We start from the raw sequence: 20289 nt of genomic DNA, 5'->3' as shown, positions 1-20289 counted from the left end.
TTAATCAAAGAAGCTCTTAAAAAATCCAGCTATCTTAGAGGCAAATGAGCTTTTGTCTTGATTTGAATCCTGTTCTTCTAAATATTCTTCGTCGTATCCGTTTGTCTCTTTTTCATGATATTCGTTATCGTAGTCCTTATGCTCTTCAGATTCTGAAACTAAGAATTCATCCTGATCGTCAAGAGTATGACGAACGATTCGTTCAATTTCACTTTCATGGGTAATATAATCGACGATTCCGATTACCTGAGAAAATGACGGTATCCGCAAATTCATTTCTTGCGGAACATAAATCGAAACGTGCACGCCTAAAACTTCCTCTGCTAATTCTTTGATTCCCGGCAATGCAGCCAAACCACCGGTAATCACGACACCGCCTGGAAGCTGAAAAGCTTTGATCCCTTCCAAATCGTCTTTGAGCTTTTCAAAAATTTGCCGCATGCGAGCTTCAATAATTTCGGCAAGCTGCATTCCATTAACCAATTGAGGTTCCTGTTGTCCAACGACGGTTACCGGGAAGACGTCATCTGGAGATGCCATTGAAGTCGTCGCATAACCATAATTGCGTTTCAAAACCTCTGCATTTTCAATTGAAGTATTCAAAACGATCGAAATGTCGCGCGTAACGAAATCTCCGCCTTCCTGATCGACGTAAGTGTACTTCAGTTTATGATCATGAACGACTGCGGCAGTCGTCTGACCGCCGCCAAGATCAATCAAAATTGCTCCGAAATCCTGTTCCCCATCAGTCAAAGCAACGGTCGCCAATGCAAGAGGCGCAACGACCAAATCACGAACTTTGAGGTTTGCCCTTTCGACGCACTTCTTAATATTATGCAAAATAGTCTTCGGACCAGTATACATGATCCCTTGCATTTCCATTCTGACGCCAACCATTCCGCGCGGATCTTTGATTCCGTCAAAACCGTCGACGACGAACTCATCAGGAACGATATCGATCACGTCGCGTTCAGGAGGCAGATTTTGGACTAACGCTGCCTCGGTTACTCTCCTGACGTCTTTATCGCTGATTTCCTTTGAATTGCCATCATCTTTTCCAACAGCAATCATCCCCTTGCAGCGTTCAATCGACAAGAGATTCGCAGGCACGCCTACGCTTACCTCTGATATCGGGTGCGATGCTTTCTCTTTGGCCTGGTCAACTGCTTCTTTGATTACCTGGACCACCTGATCAATATCGACGACTACCCCACGATTCAACCCTGCAGAGCGGGTATTGCCATAACCGATGATGTTCATCTGGTTTTTCGCATACTCGGCAATCACCACTTTGATTGATGTTGTGCCGATGTCTAAACCGACATAAGTACCAGAATTATCCATCGATTTGCCTCCCTTTAATAATCTTGTAACATTTTAAATATACAAATCCATCCATATGGTACAATTTTACCACAAAAAATCAAGTATTTCTTGTTTGTCAATACAATTATCAAATTTTTTTAAATTAAACTTCAATTATTTTCTCTAATTTTTAGGATATGCGTAAGCTCCGACTTCTAAATCAATGATTCCTTTAAATTTCATTTTGGCAGTATACTGAGGATAATAGTTTATTTTCCTGGAAAATGTCGAAATTTGCGCAATGACTTCATTTCCGTCATTCATATAAACGTGAACCCTTTCCGGATCAACCTTGGATGGCTCAAAGTGAATTTCAGAGATGCACCCGCGGACTTTCTTGTCGATGCTGTCAACTTGAAGAGACATGTCCTTTAGCAACCTGCGATTGTTGTTAAAGCCGTAAAATACAGGGTAGCTGCCGTCAAAATCTTCAACGCCGTAATTGACAGTCATGCCGGAACTCGAAAGCTTATAGTACAAGTTGTCTCTTTCCACATATCCGATGGTTCGATATTCCGTGATTGCTAAATTTACGTGATTGAATCGACTGATGCTAAGTTTGACCGATTTGACGTTTCCGACTTTATCCGAAATTCGTTTTTCAATTTTTGACTTATCGGGCCATATCGAAAAAAGCGATTCATAGTAGTTAAGTCCGCTTGCCTTGATGACGGCGATTTTCGTTTGCTTGTCGCCGCCAGAAACGTCTAATGACGCCAAACGGCTGATCGGCATAATCGAATAAAGCGAAATAAGCGCAGTCAATCCAAAAATCGTCAGCAGCGGAATCGTTTTTCGAAATAAACGCCTTTTTTGAATAGAGTTCGTCATCTTCAAGCCAGGATCCGGATGATATCGTCCAACGTGCTGCACTTTTTCATGCTTAAGTCGACGTTTTTCTTGCAGCTTCCTCCATTTTTTAAACTTCGACGAGGAGCTCTTGTTATTTTCTTTTTTAAACAATTTTGCTCCTCCCTAATCGTTATTATCTCACAAGAGATTCCAATACGCTGAGCAATCGATCAGCAGCATCGGGAACGCCGGCAGCTTTTGCATTTGACGCCATCTTTTCTGATAATTCTGCATCATTTTCAAGCTCAGAAACGGCATCAAACAGCTTTTGGCCATCAAGTTCTGCTTCCTTGATCATCAAAGCCGCTTTCTTTTCAACCAGACTCATCGCGTTATAAGTCTGGTGATCGTGCGTAACGTAAGGACTCGGAATCAGGATTGACGGAATCCCGAGTGCGGTGATTTCAGCCAGGCTCGTTGCACCTGCCCGTCCAACAATCAGTGAAATTTCAGGCAAAATCGACGGCATGTCGTTAACATAGGGTACGATTGCAACATTTTGCGGCAAATCTTTTGCCGATGGGCTTGCCATAATCTTGTCATAATGAACGCGCCCGGTGACAAAAAGAACCTGCCATGGCTGTCCTTTAAAATATTTGATTGCTTCGAGCGCACTCTCGTTGATTCTTCTTGCTCCGCGTGAACCTCCAAAAATCAAGACAGTCCTTTTGGAAGGATCAAGACCGAACTCTTTCAGTCGATCCGACTTTTTGATTTTGACAACTTGTTGTGCTCGAGGATTTCCCGTAAAGACAATTTTTTCCTTTTCCGGAAAATCATCTTTTGCATGATCAAAGCAAATGCAGATTTTATCGACAAAGTGTCCCAAAAATTTGTTCGTAACGCCTGCGATGCTGTTTTGCTCATGAATCACCGTCGGAATTTTCATCCTGGCAGCCGCGTAAAGAACTGAACCGCAAACATATCCGCCCGTTCCGACAACAACATCCGGTTTGAAGGTCTTAATGATTTTCTTTGAATCATGAACGCTCTTTAAAAAAAGATAAATCGTTTTGAGATTCTTCAAAGAAAGCGAACGCTTAAATCCTTGAATTTCAATTGTTTTAAAATCAATTCCGACATCAGGAACGATTCTTGATTCAAGTCCCCTGCTCGTACCGACATACAAAATTTCAGACGTCGGATCTTTTTCCTTCAAATCTTCAATCAATGCCAGTGCAGGATAGATATGTCCACCCGTCCCGCCGCCAGAAACTAACAAACGCATCATTTTTCCTCCCGTGTCAATTTTTCGACTTCTTCAATATATGCATCCCCGCGCGCTTCAAACGTCGGCCACTGATCCCAGCTTGCGCAGGCAGGAGAAAGCAAGATGATATCTCCTTCAGAACTCATCTCATAAGCAGCTGAAACGGCGGCTGAGGAATCTTTTGCATGCTCGATCTGACCAATGCCGGCAAGCTTGCCTGCTTCCTCCAATAAATCGGCCGTCTGTCCGAAGACGACCATTGCCTTGACGTGCTTTTTAAGATACGGAACGAGTCGCTCGAAAGTAAAGCCTCGATCCAATCCCCCGCATAGCAAAACGACCGGATTTTTAAAACCTGACAAGGCCTTCTCAGTTGCTTCCATATTCGTTGCTTTGGAGTCATTATAAAATTTGCGCCCGTTAAAGGTCGTCACGTACTGTGTTCTGTGACGAACACCGGAAAACGTTCTTAAAACCTCGGCAATATTCTCGTTGCTTTGGCCTTCAATCTTGGCAACGGAAATTGCTGCCAAAGCATTCTCAACGTTGTGTGAACCGGGAACCTTGATTTCATCAACATGCATGATCTCTTCTCCTCTGAAGAAAATCACTCCGTTTTTGACGTATGCCCCTTCTTCAGTCGTGTCTTGACGTGAAAACGGAACGATTTTGGCCTTTGTCAGCTTGGAAAGATTGCGCCATTCTTCAGAATCCCAGTTGACGACAAAGTAATCGTCTTCTTTTTGATTCTTCACGATTCTCATCTTGGCTTTGACATAATTTTCTCTCGATCCGTGATAGTCGGTATGCGCTTCATAAATATTGGTCAAAACTGCAATATGAGGTCTGAGCTTTTCAATGCCCATCAGCTGAAAACTGGACAGTTCGGTCACCATTACGTCTTTTTCTCCGACTTCTTGCGCAACCTTGGCAGCAGAAATGCCGATGTTACCGCACGTGTAAGCTTTGCCCTCTTCACGATTTTGATTGAGCATGAGCGCAATCATCGTTGTTGTTGTTGTCTTTCCGTTTGTTCCGGTAACTCCGATAAGCTGCGATTCGGTAATTCGATACGCAAGTTCCGGTTCCGTTATAATCGGAATGTTTCTTTCAACCGCAGCAGAAATCAGCTCATTTTCGTACGGAATCCCTGGATTTTTAACGATCAAATCGGTATCGTCCAAAAGCTCGAGGGGATGAGAACCCGTAACGCACTTAATGTTTCTTTTTGAAAAAGCTGCAAGCTGATCTTCGTTTTCAAGCTTTTTCTTATCGTTGATCGTAACGTTTGCGCCAAGTCTTTTCAACAAATAAGCTGCACTGATTCCGCTTTTTCCCAAACCAACGACCAAAACGTTCTTACCTTGATAATCTTTTATATCTTTCATTTTAAATGACTCCTATAAAATTCAGATTGTTGTCAGCACGCCGATCACGGCCGCTATGAGACCGACAGCCCAAAAAGTCAAATCGACGCGCCATTCGCTCCAACCGCACAATTCAAAATGATGGTGAATCGGACTCATCTTAAAAATTCGTTTGCCGGTTAATTTGAATGAAGCAACCTGTAAAATAACGCTCAATGTCTCGCAAACAAAAATAATGCCAATTAAAAGCAACAGCATCTCATGATGAACCATGATTGAAACTGCCGCCAACGCACCGCCTAACGCAAGAGAGCCCATATCTCCCATGAAAATTTTGGCCGGCTTGTGATTAAACCCAAGAAATGCAAGCAAGGCACCAATCACGGCCCAACAAAAGATGACGACGTCATATTGCCTTTGATGATAGGCAATGATCGCATAAGCCCCGAACGCAATAATTGCTTGACCGGATACAAGACCATCCAATCCGTCAGTGAGATTTACCGCATTTGAAAAGCCGACCAGCCAGAAAATAACGAATAATCCATAAACAATCAATCCAACTTGGACTTCATGTCCAAAAAAGGCCAACGAATACGGTAATTTTTCATGATGGTAAAATGCCAAAAAAATCAAAGCACCGATAATTTGACACAATAATTTCTGCCCAGGAGTAAAACCTTCGTTTTGTTTTTTTAAGAGTTTGATCGAATCATCCCAAAAACCGATCAATCCGTATAAAATCAAAGTTACGTCCAAGGCCAAAACAACGGGCGTTAAATGATCAAAGCAAAGTGGCACCCATAATCCCGTAATCAGAATCGCAATATTGAATACGAACCCGCCCATCGTCGGTGTTCCTGATTTTTTTTGATGCCACTTCGGACCTTCTTCTCTGATCATCTGTCCCTGATTTTTTTTATGCGCATAATTAATGAATAACGGCGTAAACAGAGCGGTTAAAATGAAACTTGACAACGCGCTCGTCAATATTTGAAAAATGGTCATGCTATCTTCCTTCCCTGCTGTCCAAAGCTTTTGTGGCTTCTTCAGCATCATCAAAGTGATGCTTCGTATGCCCGATAATTTGATAATCCTCATGGCCTTTGCCTGCAATCAAAATGATATCACCAGGATTTGCCGCATTTACGGCAGCCTGAATGGCCTCCCTGCGGTCAAGGTAGACCGGGACGTTTTTTTCGGGAACCCCTGAAAGCATTTGATCGAGAATCTTCTCAGGATCTTCAGTTCTTGGATTATCTGACGTAAAAATAGGATGATTGCTATATTCAACGGCTATCTGAGCCATTTTTGGACGTTTTGTCGCATCGCGATCACCTCCGCATCCGACAACGCAATAAACATCTCCTGAAGCAAATTCGTTAATTGTTTCCAGGGCATTAAGCAACCCATCCGGAGTATGCGAATAATCAACGATTGCGCTAATGCCGCAGTCAGAAGAAATCAGTTGCAATCTGCCTTTGACGCCGGGAAATTTCTCCAGACTTTCAATGATTGCATGTATGGAAACTCCGTTTGCATAGGCCGCCCCGAAGGCTGCTAAAAGATTGTAAACGTTAAACATTCCGACTGTTTTGACGTGTAAATGGTACTCATCTTCAAAAACTTTCAAATCAAAATCGGTTCCCTGAGAATGAATTTTGACGTTTGACGCTTTGATCATCGCATCATTTTTAATTCCGTAAGTCAAGACTTGAGCTGAGGTATCCTGAGCAAAATTCTTCCCCATTTCATCGTCAATATTTATGACGGCAGTCTTATCATTTCCGTAAGTGTTTCCCAACTGAGCGAACAGCAGGCTTTTAGCGTGCGCGTACTCTGCCATCGTTTTATGGTAGTCCAAATGATCCTGCGTAAAATTGGTAAAGACCGCAGTATCGACGTCAATTCCCCATACTCTCCCTTGAATAAGGGCAATTGAGGAAACTTCAATTGCAGCGGCCTTGACGTTTTCCTTTTTCATTTCTGCAAAAGTCTTTTGTAACGTCAAGATGTCAGGAGTCGTGTTCGCAGTCGGGTAAGTTTTTTCTCCGATTCTGCGATACATGGTTCCAATCAATCCGGTCCGATCTTTTTGATCTCTGAAAATTGCTTCAATCATGTGGGTTACGGTCGTTTTTCCATTTGTTCCGGTTACGCCGATGACCTTCATCGAACTTGAAGGAGATCCATAAAACTTATCGGCCAAAATAGCCAAAGCTCGATTGGTATTATTTACACGAACAATCGTTACGCCTTTGATATCGTCTATTTCTTCTTGAACGACAATTGCCTTGGCGCCCTTTCTGATTGCCTCCGGAATAAACTCGTGTCCATCCACCGTGTATCCTTTGATTGCTACAAAGATGCTGTTCTCTTCAACTTTTCGCGTATCGGATACAAGACTCGAAACTTCAAAATCGTCATAATTTTTCGGAGAAACGACTTTGAATTTTATTTCGGAAATTAGTGTGCTTGCTAACATTTTATCCCTCTTTCACTACTTCAATTCTACTGTAAGCTCTTTGATATCAGCAATCTTGGTTCCGGGCTTGACGCTTTGATTTTCGACAAATCCGGATCCCTTGAATTTGACATTGATGCCAAGCAGATTCTTCAGTTTAAACATATCTGATTTTGTCCATCCTTTCAAGTCTGGCAACGTCTGTCCCGAATCAGTCACGAGAATTATCCGTTGCCCGGGCAGCAATTCTTCGCCCGCATCAGAAGACTGCTTTATAATCTTAGCACCATTTCCGATTGCGGTCACTACCAAGTCTTTGTCTGAAAACGATTTAACGGCATTTCCCGTTTCTTGGCCGACAACGCTTTTAACATCGATTGCTTCGCTTGGTGTCGATTCGTTTTGGCTTTCATCAAGCACTCGTTTCATCAACGGGTTAAAAATCGTTGCAAGCATCTCGCTTGACGTTTTTCCTCCGAATCCCGCCGGCTGCTTCATCGTCACGTAAAGCACGTATTGAGGATTTTTGATTGGTGCCATCCCCGCAACCGAAAAGATGTAATTCGTCTCCCCGGTCAAATACCCGTTGTTTCCGGAAATTTGAGCAGTACCTGTTTTGACGCCAATATCATATCCGTTGATTTTGTAAGCATTGCCCGTTCCGTTAGGATCGTTTACGACGTCTTGCATCATGTCGCGAACCTTTTCTGCCGTTGACTTTTTGATTGGATGACCTACGACGGTCTTTTTGTCTGTTTTGATCGTCTTTCCGCTTGTCGGATTGACGATTTTTTCAATAAGATACGGTTTTACCATCTCACCGTTGTTTGCCACGGAAGAAAAAGCCTGCATCATTTGAAGGACGGTGACGTTGATGCCTTGGCCAAATGCAGTGTTGGCTTGCTCGATCGGATATTTATACTCGATGCTTCCGCTGGACTCGTTGCTGCTGAGCCCTGAATCAGTAGATTTCAAAAGGCCGAATTTCTTAATGTATTTTTCCCAAAGTTTTGCGCCCATCTTTTGCTCAAGCTTTGCCATTCCGACATTTGAGGAACGAATGAACCCTTGACGATAGTTCAAGTATCCCCAACCGGCAACTTCCCAGTCATTGACCCGCTGACTGTTGCCTATTTTCATTGATCCTGATTTAAAATATTCGTTTTCATTATAATTTCCACTGTCGATGGCTGCAGACATGGTTAGAATCTTCATGACGGATCCCGGCTCGTAAGTATCTTCCATCAAGGTATTTTTCCATTGATCTTCAATTCCTTCTCTTGTCTGAGGATTAAATGTCGGCCGTTGACTTGCTGCGAGAATTGCCCCCGTTTTGGCATTCATCAGCACCACATTCATCGATTTAGGATGATAGGTTTCCTGCGCTTTATTCAGGAGGCTTTCGAGATAGCTTTGATCCCGTGAATTAAACGTCGTGTAGATGTTGTCGCCGTCTTTTGCCTTGACCAGTCTGCTTTTCATCCCGGAAAGTTTGATTCCGTGACTGTCTGTTGAGCGCATGTCATAACCGTCTCTTCCTTTGAGATAGTTGTCATAAAGTGCTTCAAGTCCCATCGTGCCGTATAAATTCCCGCTGCTGTCTTTGGAAACGACGCCAATCAAATGAGATGAAAAAATTCCGTTTGGATACATTCGATCAGTCGATTCACTGAAATTGATTCCGGTAATTTTGCTTTTTTTCATTTCTTTAACAATTTGATTCTTTGTTGAAAGAGAAATGTCTTGTCCCTTTTTTCCGAGTTCGACCTGATACTTCGGCTGACTGAACAATGACAGCAACTTGTCAACGTCCATTCCCAAATATTCATGCAAAATCTCTGCAGCCTTTTTTTTATCGCTGTTTTTTAAATACAGCTTCTGACCGTACGCAACTGCCGTTTTAGAAAGAACGACATAGATCGAATACCTTTTCGTATCTTCAACGATCAGTTGGCCTGAAGCATCGTAGATCGTTCCGCGGCTGGCCTTGAGCGTGCTCTTTTCATGATACGTTTGATTTGCGATTTCAACCAGATTGTTGCCGGACACTTTCTTCGTCACGGCAATATAAAGAAAACGCCCGATAAAGACCGTAAAGACAATCACTACAATGAGCGCAAAATATTTTCCGAAATCACGCTGGTTTTGTACATCCCTTTTCTCAGCCATCCGCCGTTTTCCATATTTATTCATTTATTTTACATTCCTCATATTATTATCGTTCAAATTGAGACCTGCTTTCTCAGCAATCTTCTCCAAACGCGAATTGCTCATCAGGTCAGCAGCTTTCAGCTTCAAATCTTCATTTTCATTGTTCAGTGCCTTTGTCTTCTGCTCAATCTTTGCAATTTCCGTTTGAGTCTTTGTAATCCTGTTGTTCATGCTGATAATTGTTGTTGCAACAACCAAGATTACGATTGCAACGATTGCCGACATCAAAAACATCTTGACTGACATCACGTCGATTTGATAAACCAGTTTTTGCTGATTTTTCCTTGAAGCTTGTTTAATTGATTGCTTTTTTTCTATTTTCTTGATTGCAGTATTGTTCATATGATATCTCCCTAATTAGATTACCGCTTTTTCAATTATTCGAAGCTTGGCAGAGTGTGCGCGGTGATTATTTTCCAATTCATCTTTAGTCGGAAGAATCGGTTTTTTGTTGATTAATTTAAACTCAGGCTGCATTTCCCTTGGAATCACGGGCAAACCAGGCGGCAGCTCGGGTAAACTCGTCTTTTCCCTAAACATTGATTTGACAAGCCGATCTTCAAGCGACTGAAACGTGATAACGCTGATTCTTCCGTGAAGACTTAAAAGTCCGAATGCTTCTTCCAAGGATTCTTCTAAAACTCCCAATTCATCATTGACTGCTATTCTGATCGCCTGAAAGACCTTTTTGGCCGGATGACCGCCTTTCCTCCTGGCTTTAGCCGGAATCCCTTCTTTAATCAGCTCGACAAGTTGCCCAGTCGTTTTGATTCTTTCATTCTGACGGGCCTTTTCAATCCGTCTAGCAATTGATTTGGCAAATTTTTCTTCACCGTATCTGACAAAAACCCGTACCAAATCGTTATAGCTCCACTCGTTGACGATTGTTTCCGCAGTCAAGTCATTCGTTTGATCCATGCGCATGTCCAAGACTGCATCATGCTGATAACTGAACCCCCGTTCGCCGACATCAAATTGAGGCGACGAAACGCCTAAATCGTAAACGATTCCGTCAACCGAAGGAACGTCGCGTTTTTCAAGTTCTGAAGCGATATTTCGGAAATTGCTCTTGATAAGGGTCAGCCGACCTTTTTCGATTTCATTTTTCAGCTGTTCTTCATTGTAATCAATCGCAGTCTGATCCTGATCAAACGAATAAAGCCGACCTTTCTCGGATAATTCAGACAAGATCTTCTTCGTATGTCCTCCTCCGCCCAGCGTACAGTCAACATACACTCCGTCAGGCTTTATATTCAATCCTTCGACAGCTTCATTTAAAAGAACCGTTACGTGTTCAAATTCCGCCATTCATTTTTCACCTACAATCCAAAATCAAGCAGATTTTCTGCCATATCGTCAAAATTTTCTGCTGCCTGTTCCGATGCTTTTTCCCAACGTTGTTCAGACCAAATTTCAATTCGATTCGAGACACCGATAAAAACGCAAGGTTTGACAAGTTCGGCATAATCGCACAACGTTTTTGGAAGATTGATTCGTCCCTGCTTGTCAAGCACGCACTCAGTCGCAGCCGAATAAAAGAAACGCACGAATGCACGAGCCTCTTTCCTGGCAAGCGGTAATTTTTGAAGCTTTTCTTGCAAAAGATTCCATTCGTTTTCGGCATAAACGAACAAGCAGCCGTCCATTCCGCGAGTCACGTAGAACTTTTCTCCAAGTCCCTCTCTGAATTTTGCTGGGACGATGATGCGTCCCTTGGCGTCCAAATTGTGTCGATATTCACCAAAAAACACATCTACCACCCCCATTTTTCAACATAGTTAATATTACCACAACTCACCACTTTGTACCACCAATTATACATAAGACGCCACTTTTAAATTTGAACGCCCCAAAATTTGTTTTCCATAGCTTTTAGAAGAATAAAAAAACCAAACGACGTCAAAAACATCGTTTGGTTTAAAATTTATTCATGCCGCTTTTTCAAATAACGGTATTTATTATCTTGGAAAGCTGAAGAACAACCAATAATGCATACAGAAAAATCGAAATCAAATCCCAAATATACAAGTATCGATCAAAGAACTTGTCAATCATGAATTTTCCTTCATAAAAAGCCATGATGACTATCTTCAAAAAACCATATGCTGAAAAAGCAAAAATAACGAATGGCAAAATTGAAATCCCAAAAACATTCACGGAGAGCGAATGAATCGAAAAAAAGAGAAAAGGCAACAGAAAGTCGGCCAATCTGATTTTTATTTTTTTGCCCAAAGCAAACTTTATCAAATAAAGCATCATGAAAACAAGCAGCGGCAAAATAATCTGCCCCGCCCATGAGTGAATCAAAAATCTCATTCAACCCATCCTATTCGCCTAAAAACGTCTCATGCAAAACGTTTACCGCTCGCTTGAGATCTTTGCCATGAACCAGCACCCAAATTGTCGTATAGCTGTCTGTCGTTTGCAAAATTTCAATCTTTTCTCTCATCAAAGCACCGACCATTTTGGCTGTAATGCCTGGAGTCCCCATGATTCCGGCTCCGACGATTGAAACTTTGACGCAGTCTTCGACGATTGAAACCGGAATCCCGGCTTCTGAAAGCACCGTTTTTGCAACGAGACTATGTTCACGATTAAGATTAAAAACGTATTTCTCCGGCGAAATATTGATAAAATCAACGCTCAAGTCGTTAACTGCCAACAAATCAAACAATCTGTCAGCAGAACAATCCTCAGACTTGACCGTGAACTGTGTCAATCCCGTTTGATGAGCGATTCCCGTCACCGTGCGATAATGATTGATTGCCAAATTTCTATCTGAAATAACTGTTCCGGTTTCATCAACGTCATCCCAAGTCGAGCGAATCCTTAGTGGCAGATGTGCCTGTTGCGCAACTTCAACCGCACGCGGATGAATGACTTTTGCACCTTCATGTGCCATATTGGCAACTTCTTCATAAGAAACGTTCTTTAAAAACTTTGCCTTTTCAACCAACCGCGGATCAGCCGTCATCATTCCTGAAACATCAGTGAAAATATCACAATATTCCGCTCCGAGAGCTGCTCCGAGCAACGCTGCAGAAGTATCCGAACCGCCCCTTCCAAGCGTTGTGACATGCCCTGATTTCGAAAGGCCTTGAAATCCGGCAACGACAACGACATCGAAAGACTTAAAAGTCTCCATCACATTTTGTTTTTCAACGTCAATAACCTTGGCATTGCGATAGTCGTTATTTGTCTTGAATCCGGCATCAGGTCCGGTCATTGCCGTGGCCTTCAGTCCGTTTTCTTTTAACATCTCACAAAAAACTGCAGCTGAAATAACTTCTCCGACCGAAACCAGCATATCCATTTCACGCGGAGAGAGCTTCGATTTTTCGTTTCCGACAAGTTCAAGCAAAGAATCGGTAGCATAAGGAGCTCCCTTGCGACCAATTGCTGAAACCACGACTGCCGCTTTGAATCCTTTCTTAACCGCACATGCCACGTGCTTCATGGCCATATGTCTTGACTCATCGTCCTTGACAGAAGTCCCGCCGAATTTCTGAACTACAATTTTCATCAGCTAACTGACCTCCTTAAACGTCTTGATCAATCAAAGCCCTTGATTCTGCTGAATTCATCAAATGATCGGATTCAACGTAAATTTTATGCCACATCATAAACGTCAAAACCGTCCACAGCTTGCGAGAATTGTCAGCTTTCAAATTCTTATGATCTTCAAGCAGTTTCAAGAAGTAATCCTTGCGGAAATATTGATCCGTTTGTGATTCATTAATGATTTGACGAGCCCAGTCGTACATTTCATCGCGCAGCCAGAAACGAATAGGCACAGGGAACCCTAATTTTTTGCGATTCAAAACATGTTCCGGAACGACCCCTTCTGCCGCCTTGCGCAGAATATATTTGGTAGTATTATGAGCAATTCTGAGATCTGCCGGAATATGACTTGCAACCTCAAAGACTTCCTTATCCAAAAATGGCGTCCGTAATTCAAGGCTGTGCGCCAATGTCGTTCTGTCGGCATTGTGCAGCAAGTCACCATTCAGCCAATGATGCATGTCGACAAATTGCATCCTCGTAATCGGATCATAATTCTTTGAATCTGAATAAAGTTTTGAAGTCATCGTTTCAAACGGATGATTTTCATTATAGTCCTTGAAGAACTGCTTTTTTTCGCTTTCGCTAAAAATAAACGCATTACCGACATAGCGTTTCTCAAGCGGAGTCGTTCCGCGCAAAATAAAGCTCTTTCCCTTGACCCCGTCCGGTATCAAACGAGCAATCGCATTTAACCCTTTGTTGATTGGCTTCAAGTAATTGAAAATTTTCAGCGATTCAGGTTCATGATAGATCGTATATCCACCGAACAATTCGTCCGCTCCTTCGCCGGTCAAAGCAACCTTAACATGCTTTCTGGCTTCTTTTGCAAGAAAATATTGAGGGACGGCAGCCGGATCAGCCAACGGATCATCCATGCTCCAAACAAAGTGAGGAAAGGCCCTCATGAATTCTTGCGGCGTAATCACGGAACTGAAATTGTCAACGCCAAGCTTGTCGGCCGTTTCCTTGGCAACGTCAAGCTCGCTATAGCCTTCACGTTCAAATCCGACTGAAATCGTTTCAAGATTAGGATTGAAATTCTTGGCAATCGCAACGACGATTGACGAATCGATTCCGCCTGAAAGAAATGATCCGACCGGAACGTCTGCACGCATATGCTTTTCAACGGAATCAAACAAGATTTCGCGAACTTTTTTAACGTACTCTTCTTCAGGACGAACGACGGGGGAAAACTGTGCATAGTAATAACGCTTGATTACGGGACTTTGTCCAAGTTTCTTGACGATATAATGCCCAGGTTCGAGCATCTTGATTTCTTTAGTCAGAGTTTCCGGTTCAGGAACAAACTGGAAAGTCATGTAATCTTGCAATGCATCCTTGTCGAACTTTTTATCTTCCAAAACCTTGTAAATGGCCTTGCTTTCAGAAGCGTAGTAGAAATCATTTACTGATTCAGCATAATAAAAAGGCTTGATTCCGAATTGATCGCGAGCGCAAAAAAGAGTTTCTTCCTGTTTGTCCCAAATTACGAAGCCGAACATCCCGCGGAAATAATCGAGACACTTCTCCTTGTATTTGGCATACATGCCCAAAATAACTTCAGAATCAGAATCGGTCTTAAATTCGTAGCCATCTTCAATGAGACTTTGACGCAATTCGATGTAGTTGTAAATTTCACCGTTAAACGTCATCCAGTAACGACCATTGTCATAAGATAACGGCTGATGCCCCCCTTCAAGGTCGATGATCGACAATCTTCTGAATCCCATCGTAATGTTTTTGTCTTCAAAATACCCCTCGTCATCAGGACCTCTATGAACAATCATGTCATTCATTTCTTTAATTTTATCTTTGCAGTTACTTTCGGCATTTTTTTCAACATCTGTCAGGCATCCTACAAAACCGCACATGACATAAGCCTCCTTCATTTCTTCATAATACAGTAACACTTGTACAATTATAAGTGTTAATTTTTCTAAATTCAATTTTTTTGTGCAACTTTCAGAAACTATTAAGAAAGATTTTATGCTGATTGTCAATTTGACATAGTGCCTTAATCAAGGGTATAGTTAACTTAAAAATCTGTTCTGAAAGGAAAATGCCATTTGGAAAAGAAAAAAAAGTCAACGTTCCAAAAAATCACCATGGTTGTTGTTTGGCTGATGCTTATTTTTACGGTCGGAGCCGTAATTTTGGGAGCTTTGAGCCAATTTATCACGGGATGATTATCTTCTTTATCGAAGAAAACGACGATTGATACTGAAATCTGAATTTAAAAGTCGAGGAATCGATCCGTACCCTTGAAGTCAAAAATAAAACTTCGAGAACGTATGTCAATTCCTCGACTTTTTTCGTTCATCACTATGGCGCGTGGTTTCATGATGAACGATTCACGAAATCATTGCTTAATCAAGATATTTGCCAAAAAACTTTCCGACTTTCCTGGCATACTCTTTCGGATGAGTATAATAAGCATTAGCGTGACGCGTATTTTTCACGACCCATTTCTTTTTTGTCGACTTGACGGCATCATAATTCTTCTGAAGCATTGAAGTCGGAACAAAATCATCAGAATCACCATGAATCAAAAAAATCGGGCGCGTGTTTTTCTTAAGCTGCGCAACGGAACTTCCTTCCTTAGCAAAGTTGTAGCCGATAAAAGGACTGGCAAACAAAGCCGTCGTGCTTAAAATCGGCTCCTTCGGAAGTCCGAACTGCTCCGTCAGCTGAGTGCTCAATTCATCATAAACGCTGGAATAACCGCAATCTTCAACGATTGCCTTAACTTGTTTCGGCAGTTTTTCACCGCTGACCATCATTACGGTTGCACCGCCCATGCTGACACCGAACAGTCCGATGCGCGAATCGTTTCCGTTTTTTCTGATGACTTGCCTGACCCATTGGCAATAGTCCAAACGATCCTTCCACCCAAAGGTAATAAACTTGCCTCCGCTTTTGCCAGAGGCCCTGTCATCAGGAGAAAGCACGTTATAGCCCTGGTTGTGAAACATCCTGATATAGCTTGCCATATTGTATGAACTGCCGTGATATCCGTGCGCAACAATAATTGTCTTGTTCGTCTTTGCTTCAGCCGGCAAATAAATCGCCTTGAGCTTGATGTCCGTTCCGACGGCTTTTTGCTTCCAAACATAAGTCCTTTGCTTTGAAAGCCATTTTTGGTTTTTGACCAACGCTTTTGATGGCCTGTCATTTCCATTGCCACCGCTTGGACGGATGAAAGCATAGTTGATCAGGTATGCATTGGCTGCTGCATAAACAGCAATAATCACAACAATGACTGCTAAAGCGATTTTTTTCCATATTGAACGTTTTTTCATTTATTTTTTGGGACGAGAAGGCAACATTTTTCCATCGCCATAATCTTCCCGTTTACCCTCCTTTTTATTAGGTTTAATTCTTTGATCAGCCAGCACTGTTTTCGCTGCATGTTCTCCACTTTATCCGCAGCGAAACTCCACGTTGGTTATAAAATCGGCGACAAAAGCCTTGAAAAATACTGTTTGAATCTCCTCCAAGCAGACTGATTCAAGAAATACTCCTCAGTCAATTTTGTACATTCTTTCGTATCTTCATCAAAAATATCGGTTAGATGCCTTGCCAAATCACGGTCATAGCAAAAAGCATTTCCCTCGAAATTAAGTTTAAAGCTTCTGAAATCAAGATTGGCCGACCCGACCGATGAAATCTGCCCGTCAATTACCATCGTCTTTGCATGCAAAAAACCGTTATCGTAACGATAGAGTTCAACCCCATTATTAACAAGTTCTCTTGCATAATATTCCGTTGCGCGATAGACAAACGGGTGATCAGGCATCGAAGGAATCATGATTCTTACCCTGATTCCGGAATAGACCGCCAGTTTCAATGCATCCATCACAGCATCATCCGGAATGAGATAAGGCGTCTGGATGCAAATATATTCATTGGCCGAACTGATCATTTTCAAATATCCGAGCCTGATTGCCTCAGTCTCGGAATCAGGACCAGATGATACAATTTGAATACTCGTTTGACCCTTGCTTTTTTCAAGCGGAAAATAATGATTTGAATATTCAAGTCGATCTTTTTCACGCGTCCTGGCAATCGTCGCGTTCCAATCCATAAAAAACCGCGACTGCATAACGGCACAAGCGTTTCCGACAATTCTTAAATGGGTGTCGCGCCAATAGCCAAATTTTTTCGAAAGTCCCAAATACTGATCACCAACGTTAAAGCCTCCGATATAGCCGATTTTTCCGTCAATAACGACAATTTTACGGTGCAACCGATAATTCAGCCGCGGACTGTGAACGGGAGCCGCTTTTGATCCAAAAAACACCTCTGCCCTTCCGCCTAAACTTTCAAGGCGCTTGAAAAAGCCACGACGCTGGCCCCTGGAACCCATGCTGTCATAGATAATGCGAACTTCGACTCCGCGGGAGCATGCATCCTCCAACGCATGCAAAAGTTCCGTCCCGATTTGATCCGAAAAAAACGAATAATATTCGACATGCACGTGATCTTTGGCCTTTCTGACGTCTTCAATCAGCGCTCTGAATTTTTCATGACCGTCCGTATAAACCTTGACTTCATTATTTTTCGTCAAAATCGCATCGTCAGCCACAAGCAAAGCTCTGACGGTCTGTCTTGCCTCATCCGTCAGCAAATCGCTTGGCATTAGCTCTTTTTCGTTCCACTGCTCCTTTTGCAAAGCAACAAGCTGGCTGATTCCTGTCCGTTCCTGAGTCCGCAAATCAAAAATCTTTTCTTTCGAAATTTTCTTTCCGGCAAACAGGTAAATCACGAATCCAACTACAGGCAAAAGGTTTAAAACCAAAAGCCAGGCCCAAGTCGCTGCGATGTCTCTTTTTTCTTTAAATACAGTAATGATTGCCGCAGTCGTATTTAACAATAAAATCAAAATGATTATCCAAATTACTGTACCCACCGTCACATCACCCTTCTAAAAAGACTATACAGTTAATTTTAGCCCAAAAATCGATATTTGTCAGTCAATAAAATTTTTCCCGAACCATTTATGATTAATTTTTTTAATCGTACCATCCTTTTTTAGCTCTTTGAGCGCACGATTGATTTTCAATCTGAGTTTTTTATCGCCCTTTCTGATTCCAACCGCAAATTCTTCTTTAGGATAGCCGATGGAAACTTCATGATAGCTCAAAGGATCGCTTTTATGTGATATAACGTATGACGCATACACTTTATCAATCACGATTCCCGAAATTCTTTTGGCATCAAGATCCAAAAAAGCATCGTTGAAAGTATCATATTGAATCGTTTTGCGAGCATGCTTTTTAAGCAGATCAGGATATCCAACGTAACAATCGTATCCCGATGATCCGCTTTGAACGCCAATCGCCTTGTCTTTCATGTCTGCCCCATTTTTGACGTTCTTTTCCTTTGTCACGAGCACCTGGTCGTTTGCAAGATACGAATTTGAAAAAGCGACTTTTTTCATCCGTTCTGAAGTTTTGCTGTATCCGTTCCAAATAACGTCAATCGTTCCGTTCATCAGCTCGGTTTCTTTCATTGACCAGTCAATCGTTTGGAAATCAGGTTTTAATCCGCATTTTTTAAAGACAGCTTTGGCCAAATCAACGTCATATCCGGCAAGTCGTCCGTTTTTTTGACGAAAATCCATTGGTACGAAACTATCGTCCAAACCGACGACGACCATTCCGTGATGTTTGATCCTAGCCCAGTTATCTACTTTTTCAGCCCTTAATTTTGAATTCGAACATCCTCCCAACAAACAAAGAGCAAAAAACAAGCATATTCCGATACGACTTTTCCTTTTCACATCAATTCACCTCTATGAAACAGGTCTGACTTTCAAAACATCATCAGCTATCTCCCTTGCAAACTTAAGATCATGAGTCACTATAATTTGAGTCATCGATTCTTTTTTTAAACTTAAAATAATGTCCCTGACCTTGTCCCTCAACCCAGGATCAAGCGCACTTGTCGGTTCGTCATAGCACAAAATTTTAGGATGCATCGCAAGCGCCCTCGCAATCGAGACACGTTGCTTTTGACCGCCTGAAAGCTGATACGGATAAAGATTCTCCTTACCCTCTAAAGCCAGCTTTTTCAACAATTGTCGTGCTTCTTTTTCAACTGCCTGCGGATCTTTTTTCAAAGCGATCTTTGGAGCCAGAGTCACGTTTTCCAAAACCGACAAATGCGGAAAAAGGTTGTACTCCTGAAAGACGACTCCAATGAGCGCTTCTTTTGAAGACATTGGATCAAACTTCTTTCCGTCAAGCATCATCTCTCCTTCGTCAATGCGTTCCAATCCGCTGATGCACCTTAAAAGCGTCGTTTTTCCGCCACCGGACTGTCCGACGATGCACATAATCTCACCATCGGTCACTTTAAGACTGATTCCGTCAAGAATCTTTCGTCCGGAAAAACTCTTTTTAATATTCTTAAGCTCAAGCATTCAAATCACCCTTACTTCCATTTTCCGTATACTGCTTCAACATTTTGCAACATCCAGGTAAAGACGGCCGTCAGCGCCAAATAGATTATTCCGACCAAAACAAGGGGAATCAAAGAAACATCCCGACTGGAAGCAACGTTCCCGGCACGAAGAAGATCGCCAAGTCCTATCACATAAACCAAGCTTGAATCTTTGATAAGATTGATTACCTCATTTCCGATTGAAGGAACGACGATTTTCATAACCTGAGGCGCAATAATTTTCCTGATGGTTTGCCAATAAGTCAGCCTTAACACCCCGGCGCTTTCATACTGACCACGATCAATCGACTGCAGACCGCCACGAAAAATTTCTGCAAAATACGCCGTATAATTCAAAACAAACGCTACCAAAGCTGCTGCATATCTTGGAAGCACGATTCCCGTTCCCAACAGCGGAAGTCCGTAAAACACAAAAATCAATTGCAAAAGCAACGGCGTTCCGCGCATCAACCAAATATAAAAACGCAGGACTGCATTTAATATCTTAAATTTTGAGCATCTTCCGAGTGCGCAAATCAAACCCAACGGCAATGAAAAAACAAGCGTCAACACGAAAATAGAAAGCGTCATCTCCGTTCCGTCCAATAAAGATGGCATAATTTCGAATATATAATTCATACGTGAACCCCCTGAAAAATTGAAAAAGCCCTCTTGGAAAATTCCAAGAGGGCGTTGTTGCGCGGTTCCACCTCCGATTTACCAACTTCTCACGAAGCCGGCCTCAGCAAGTCGATGACTTGTTGCCGATAACGGGGCATCCGAGCAAATTTCTTCGCTAACTCACGGGTGTG

The 20289-nt window shown here is 42.3% G+C and carries 19 protein-coding genes; 1 reads left to right on the top strand and 18 read right to left on the bottom strand.

Annotated elements, in window-relative coordinates; genetic code table 11:
- From ftsA to asnB, 13 genes are all read right to left on the bottom strand, one after another.
- On the bottom strand, window positions 1–1344 hold the full coding sequence (gene ftsA, locus BMZ95_RS03220; protein ID WP_046922076.1) for a cell division protein FtsA: 1344 nt from the start codon (window positions 1342–1344) through the stop codon (window positions 1–3).
- A gap of 144 nt (window positions 1345–1488) precedes the next feature.
- Window positions 1489–2328 (bottom strand): cell division protein FtsQ/DivIB, encoded by an 840-nt coding sequence (locus BMZ95_RS03215; RefSeq protein WP_046922075.1) that lies wholly within the window; start codon window positions 2326–2328, stop codon window positions 1489–1491.
- Window positions 2329–2350: 22 nt separating this feature from the next.
- On the bottom strand, window positions 2351–3445 hold the full coding sequence (gene murG, locus BMZ95_RS03210) for an undecaprenyldiphospho-muramoylpentapeptide beta-N-acetylglucosaminyltransferase (RefSeq protein WP_046922074.1): 1095 nt from the start codon (window positions 3443–3445) through the stop codon (window positions 2351–2353).
- Window positions 3445–4815, bottom strand: a complete 1371-nt coding sequence (gene murD, locus BMZ95_RS03205) for a UDP-N-acetylmuramoyl-L-alanine--D-glutamate ligase (RefSeq protein ID WP_046922073.1) — start codon at window positions 4813–4815, stop codon at window positions 3445–3447. Before murD ends, murG begins: the two co-directional genes overlap by 1 nt.
- 21 nt (window positions 4816–4836) lie before the next feature.
- On the bottom strand, window positions 4837–5802 hold the full coding sequence (mraY, locus tag BMZ95_RS03200; RefSeq protein WP_041820025.1) for a phospho-N-acetylmuramoyl-pentapeptide-transferase: 966 nt from the start codon (window positions 5800–5802) through the stop codon (window positions 4837–4839).
- A 1-nt stretch (window position 5803) separates the two neighbouring features.
- Window positions 5804–7279, bottom strand: coding sequence for a UDP-N-acetylmuramoyl-L-alanyl-D-glutamate--2,6-diaminopimelate ligase (locus BMZ95_RS03195; protein ID WP_046922072.1), 1476 nt, complete (start codon window positions 7277–7279; stop codon window positions 5804–5806).
- A 15-nt stretch (window positions 7280–7294) separates the two neighbouring features.
- Window positions 7295–9427, bottom strand: a complete 2133-nt coding sequence (locus BMZ95_RS03190; RefSeq protein WP_404802666.1) for a penicillin-binding protein — start codon at window positions 9425–9427, stop codon at window positions 7295–7297.
- Between the two features lie 24 nt (window positions 9428–9451).
- Window positions 9452–9811, bottom strand: a complete 360-nt coding sequence (gene ftsL, locus BMZ95_RS03185) for a cell division protein FtsL (protein WP_046922070.1) — start codon at window positions 9809–9811, stop codon at window positions 9452–9454.
- 15 nt (window positions 9812–9826) lie between these two features.
- Entirely contained in the window at window positions 9827–10777 is a 951-nt protein-coding gene (gene rsmH / locus BMZ95_RS03180) for a 16S rRNA (cytosine(1402)-N(4))-methyltransferase RsmH (protein ID WP_046922069.1), read from the bottom strand.
- Between the two features lie 11 nt (window positions 10778–10788).
- On the bottom strand, window positions 10789–11220 hold the full coding sequence (gene mraZ / locus BMZ95_RS03175) for a division/cell wall cluster transcriptional repressor MraZ (RefSeq protein ID WP_014073726.1): 432 nt from the start codon (window positions 11218–11220) through the stop codon (window positions 10789–10791).
- Window positions 11221–11410: 190 nt separating this feature from the next.
- Window positions 11411–11785 carry a DUF3397 domain-containing protein gene (locus BMZ95_RS03170; protein WP_003698700.1) on the bottom strand — a complete coding sequence of 125 codons (375 nt, stop codon included), beginning with the start codon at window positions 11783–11785 and terminating at the stop codon, window positions 11411–11413.
- 10 nt (window positions 11786–11795) lie between these two features.
- Entirely contained in the window at window positions 11796–12992 is a 1197-nt protein-coding gene (gene dapG, locus BMZ95_RS03165) for an aspartate kinase (RefSeq protein ID WP_046922068.1), read from the bottom strand.
- Between the two features lie 16 nt (window positions 12993–13008).
- Window positions 13009–14904 (bottom strand): asparagine synthase (glutamine-hydrolyzing), encoded by a 1896-nt coding sequence (gene asnB / locus BMZ95_RS03160; RefSeq protein ID WP_046922067.1) that lies wholly within the window; start codon window positions 14902–14904, stop codon window positions 13009–13011.
- 195 nt (window positions 14905–15099) lie between these two features.
- On the opposite strand from asnB, the gene BMZ95_RS03155 reads away from it, so the two are divergent.
- Entirely contained in the window at window positions 15100–15219 is a 120-nt protein-coding gene (locus BMZ95_RS03155) for a DUF4044 domain-containing protein (protein ID WP_003698703.1), read from the top strand.
- Window positions 15220–15399: 180 nt separating this feature from the next.
- Here the strand turns inward: BMZ95_RS03155 and BMZ95_RS03150 are convergent, their stop codons facing one another.
- The 5 genes from BMZ95_RS03150 to BMZ95_RS03130 all read right to left on the bottom strand — a co-directional run bounded on the left by BMZ95_RS03150 (window position 15400) and on the right by BMZ95_RS03130 (window position 20116).
- Complete coding sequence (locus tag BMZ95_RS03150; protein WP_046922066.1) at window positions 15400–16332, bottom strand: alpha/beta hydrolase; 933 nt, start codon at window positions 16330–16332, stop codon at window positions 15400–15402.
- A 146-nt stretch (window positions 16333–16478) separates the two neighbouring features.
- Window positions 16479–17942, bottom strand: coding sequence for a cardiolipin synthase (cls, locus tag BMZ95_RS03145; protein WP_046922065.1), 1464 nt, complete (start codon window positions 17940–17942; stop codon window positions 16479–16481).
- Between the two features lie 60 nt (window positions 17943–18002).
- Complete coding sequence (locus BMZ95_RS03140; protein WP_404802667.1) at window positions 18003–18791, bottom strand: amino acid ABC transporter substrate-binding protein; 789 nt, start codon at window positions 18789–18791, stop codon at window positions 18003–18005.
- Window positions 18792–18827: 36 nt separating this feature from the next.
- Complete coding sequence (locus tag BMZ95_RS03135) at window positions 18828–19457, bottom strand: amino acid ABC transporter ATP-binding protein (protein ID WP_014073733.1); 630 nt, start codon at window positions 19455–19457, stop codon at window positions 18828–18830.
- Between the two features lie 11 nt (window positions 19458–19468).
- Window positions 19469–20116 carry an amino acid ABC transporter permease gene (locus tag BMZ95_RS03130; protein ID WP_014073734.1) on the bottom strand — a complete coding sequence of 216 codons (648 nt, stop codon included), beginning with the start codon at window positions 20114–20116 and terminating at the stop codon, window positions 19469–19471.
- Window positions 20117–20289 lie beyond the last annotated feature (173 nt).

Source organism: Ligilactobacillus ruminis DSM 20403 = NBRC 102161 (genome assembly GCF_900113455.1).
Taxonomy (GTDB): Bacteria; Bacillota; Bacilli; order Lactobacillales; family Lactobacillaceae; genus Ligilactobacillus; species Ligilactobacillus ruminis.
The sequence above is the reverse complement of the archived record's forward strand: the minus strand, read 5'-3'. Positions and strand labels throughout refer to the sequence as shown.

Bases quoted from the DNA above. Each gene is read 5' to 3' on its own strand.
- BMZ95_RS03150 (WP_046922066.1), bottom strand. From the start codon at position 16,332: ATGAAAAAACGTTCAATATGGAAAAAAATCGCTTTAGCAGTCATTGTT.
- murG (WP_046922074.1), bottom strand. From the start codon at position 3,445: ATGCGTTTGTTAGTTTCTGGCGGCGGGACGGGTGGACATATCTATCCT.
- BMZ95_RS03135 (WP_014073733.1), bottom strand. From the start codon at position 19,457: ATGCTTGAGCTTAAGAATATTAAAAAGAGTTTTTCCGGACGAAAGATT.
- BMZ95_RS03170 (WP_003698700.1), bottom strand. From the start codon at position 11,785: ATGAGATTTTTGATTCACTCATGGGCGGGGCAGATTATTTTGCCGCTG.
- asnB (WP_046922067.1), bottom strand. From the start codon at position 14,904: ATGTGCGGTTTTGTAGGATGCCTGACAGATGTTGAAAAAAATGCCGAA.
- ftsA (WP_046922076.1), bottom strand. From the start codon at position 1,344: ATGGATAATTCTGGTACTTATGTCGGTTTAGACATCGGCACAACATCA.
- BMZ95_RS03195 (WP_046922072.1), bottom strand. From the start codon at position 7,279: ATGTTAGCAAGCACACTAATTTCCGAAATAAAATTCAAAGTCGTTTCT.
- ftsL (WP_046922070.1), bottom strand. From the start codon at position 9,811: ATGAACAATACTGCAATCAAGAAAATAGAAAAAAAGCAATCAATTAAA.
- BMZ95_RS03190 (WP_404802666.1), bottom strand. From the start codon at position 9,427: ATGGCTGAGAAAAGGGATGTACAAAACCAGCGTGATTTCGGAAAATAT.
- BMZ95_RS03130 (WP_014073734.1), bottom strand. From the start codon at position 20,116: ATGAATTATATATTCGAAATTATGCCATCTTTATTGGACGGAACGGAG.
- dapG (WP_046922068.1), bottom strand. From the start codon at position 12,992: ATGAAAATTGTAGTTCAGAAATTCGGCGGGACTTCTGTCAAGGACGAT.
- rsmH (WP_046922069.1), bottom strand. From the start codon at position 10,777: ATGGCGGAATTTGAACACGTAACGGTTCTTTTAAATGAAGCTGTCGAA.
- mraY (WP_041820025.1), bottom strand. From the start codon at position 5,802: ATGACCATTTTTCAAATATTGACGAGCGCGTTGTCAAGTTTCATTTTA.
- murD (WP_046922073.1), bottom strand. From the start codon at position 4,815: ATGAAAGATATAAAAGATTATCAAGGTAAGAACGTTTTGGTCGTTGGT.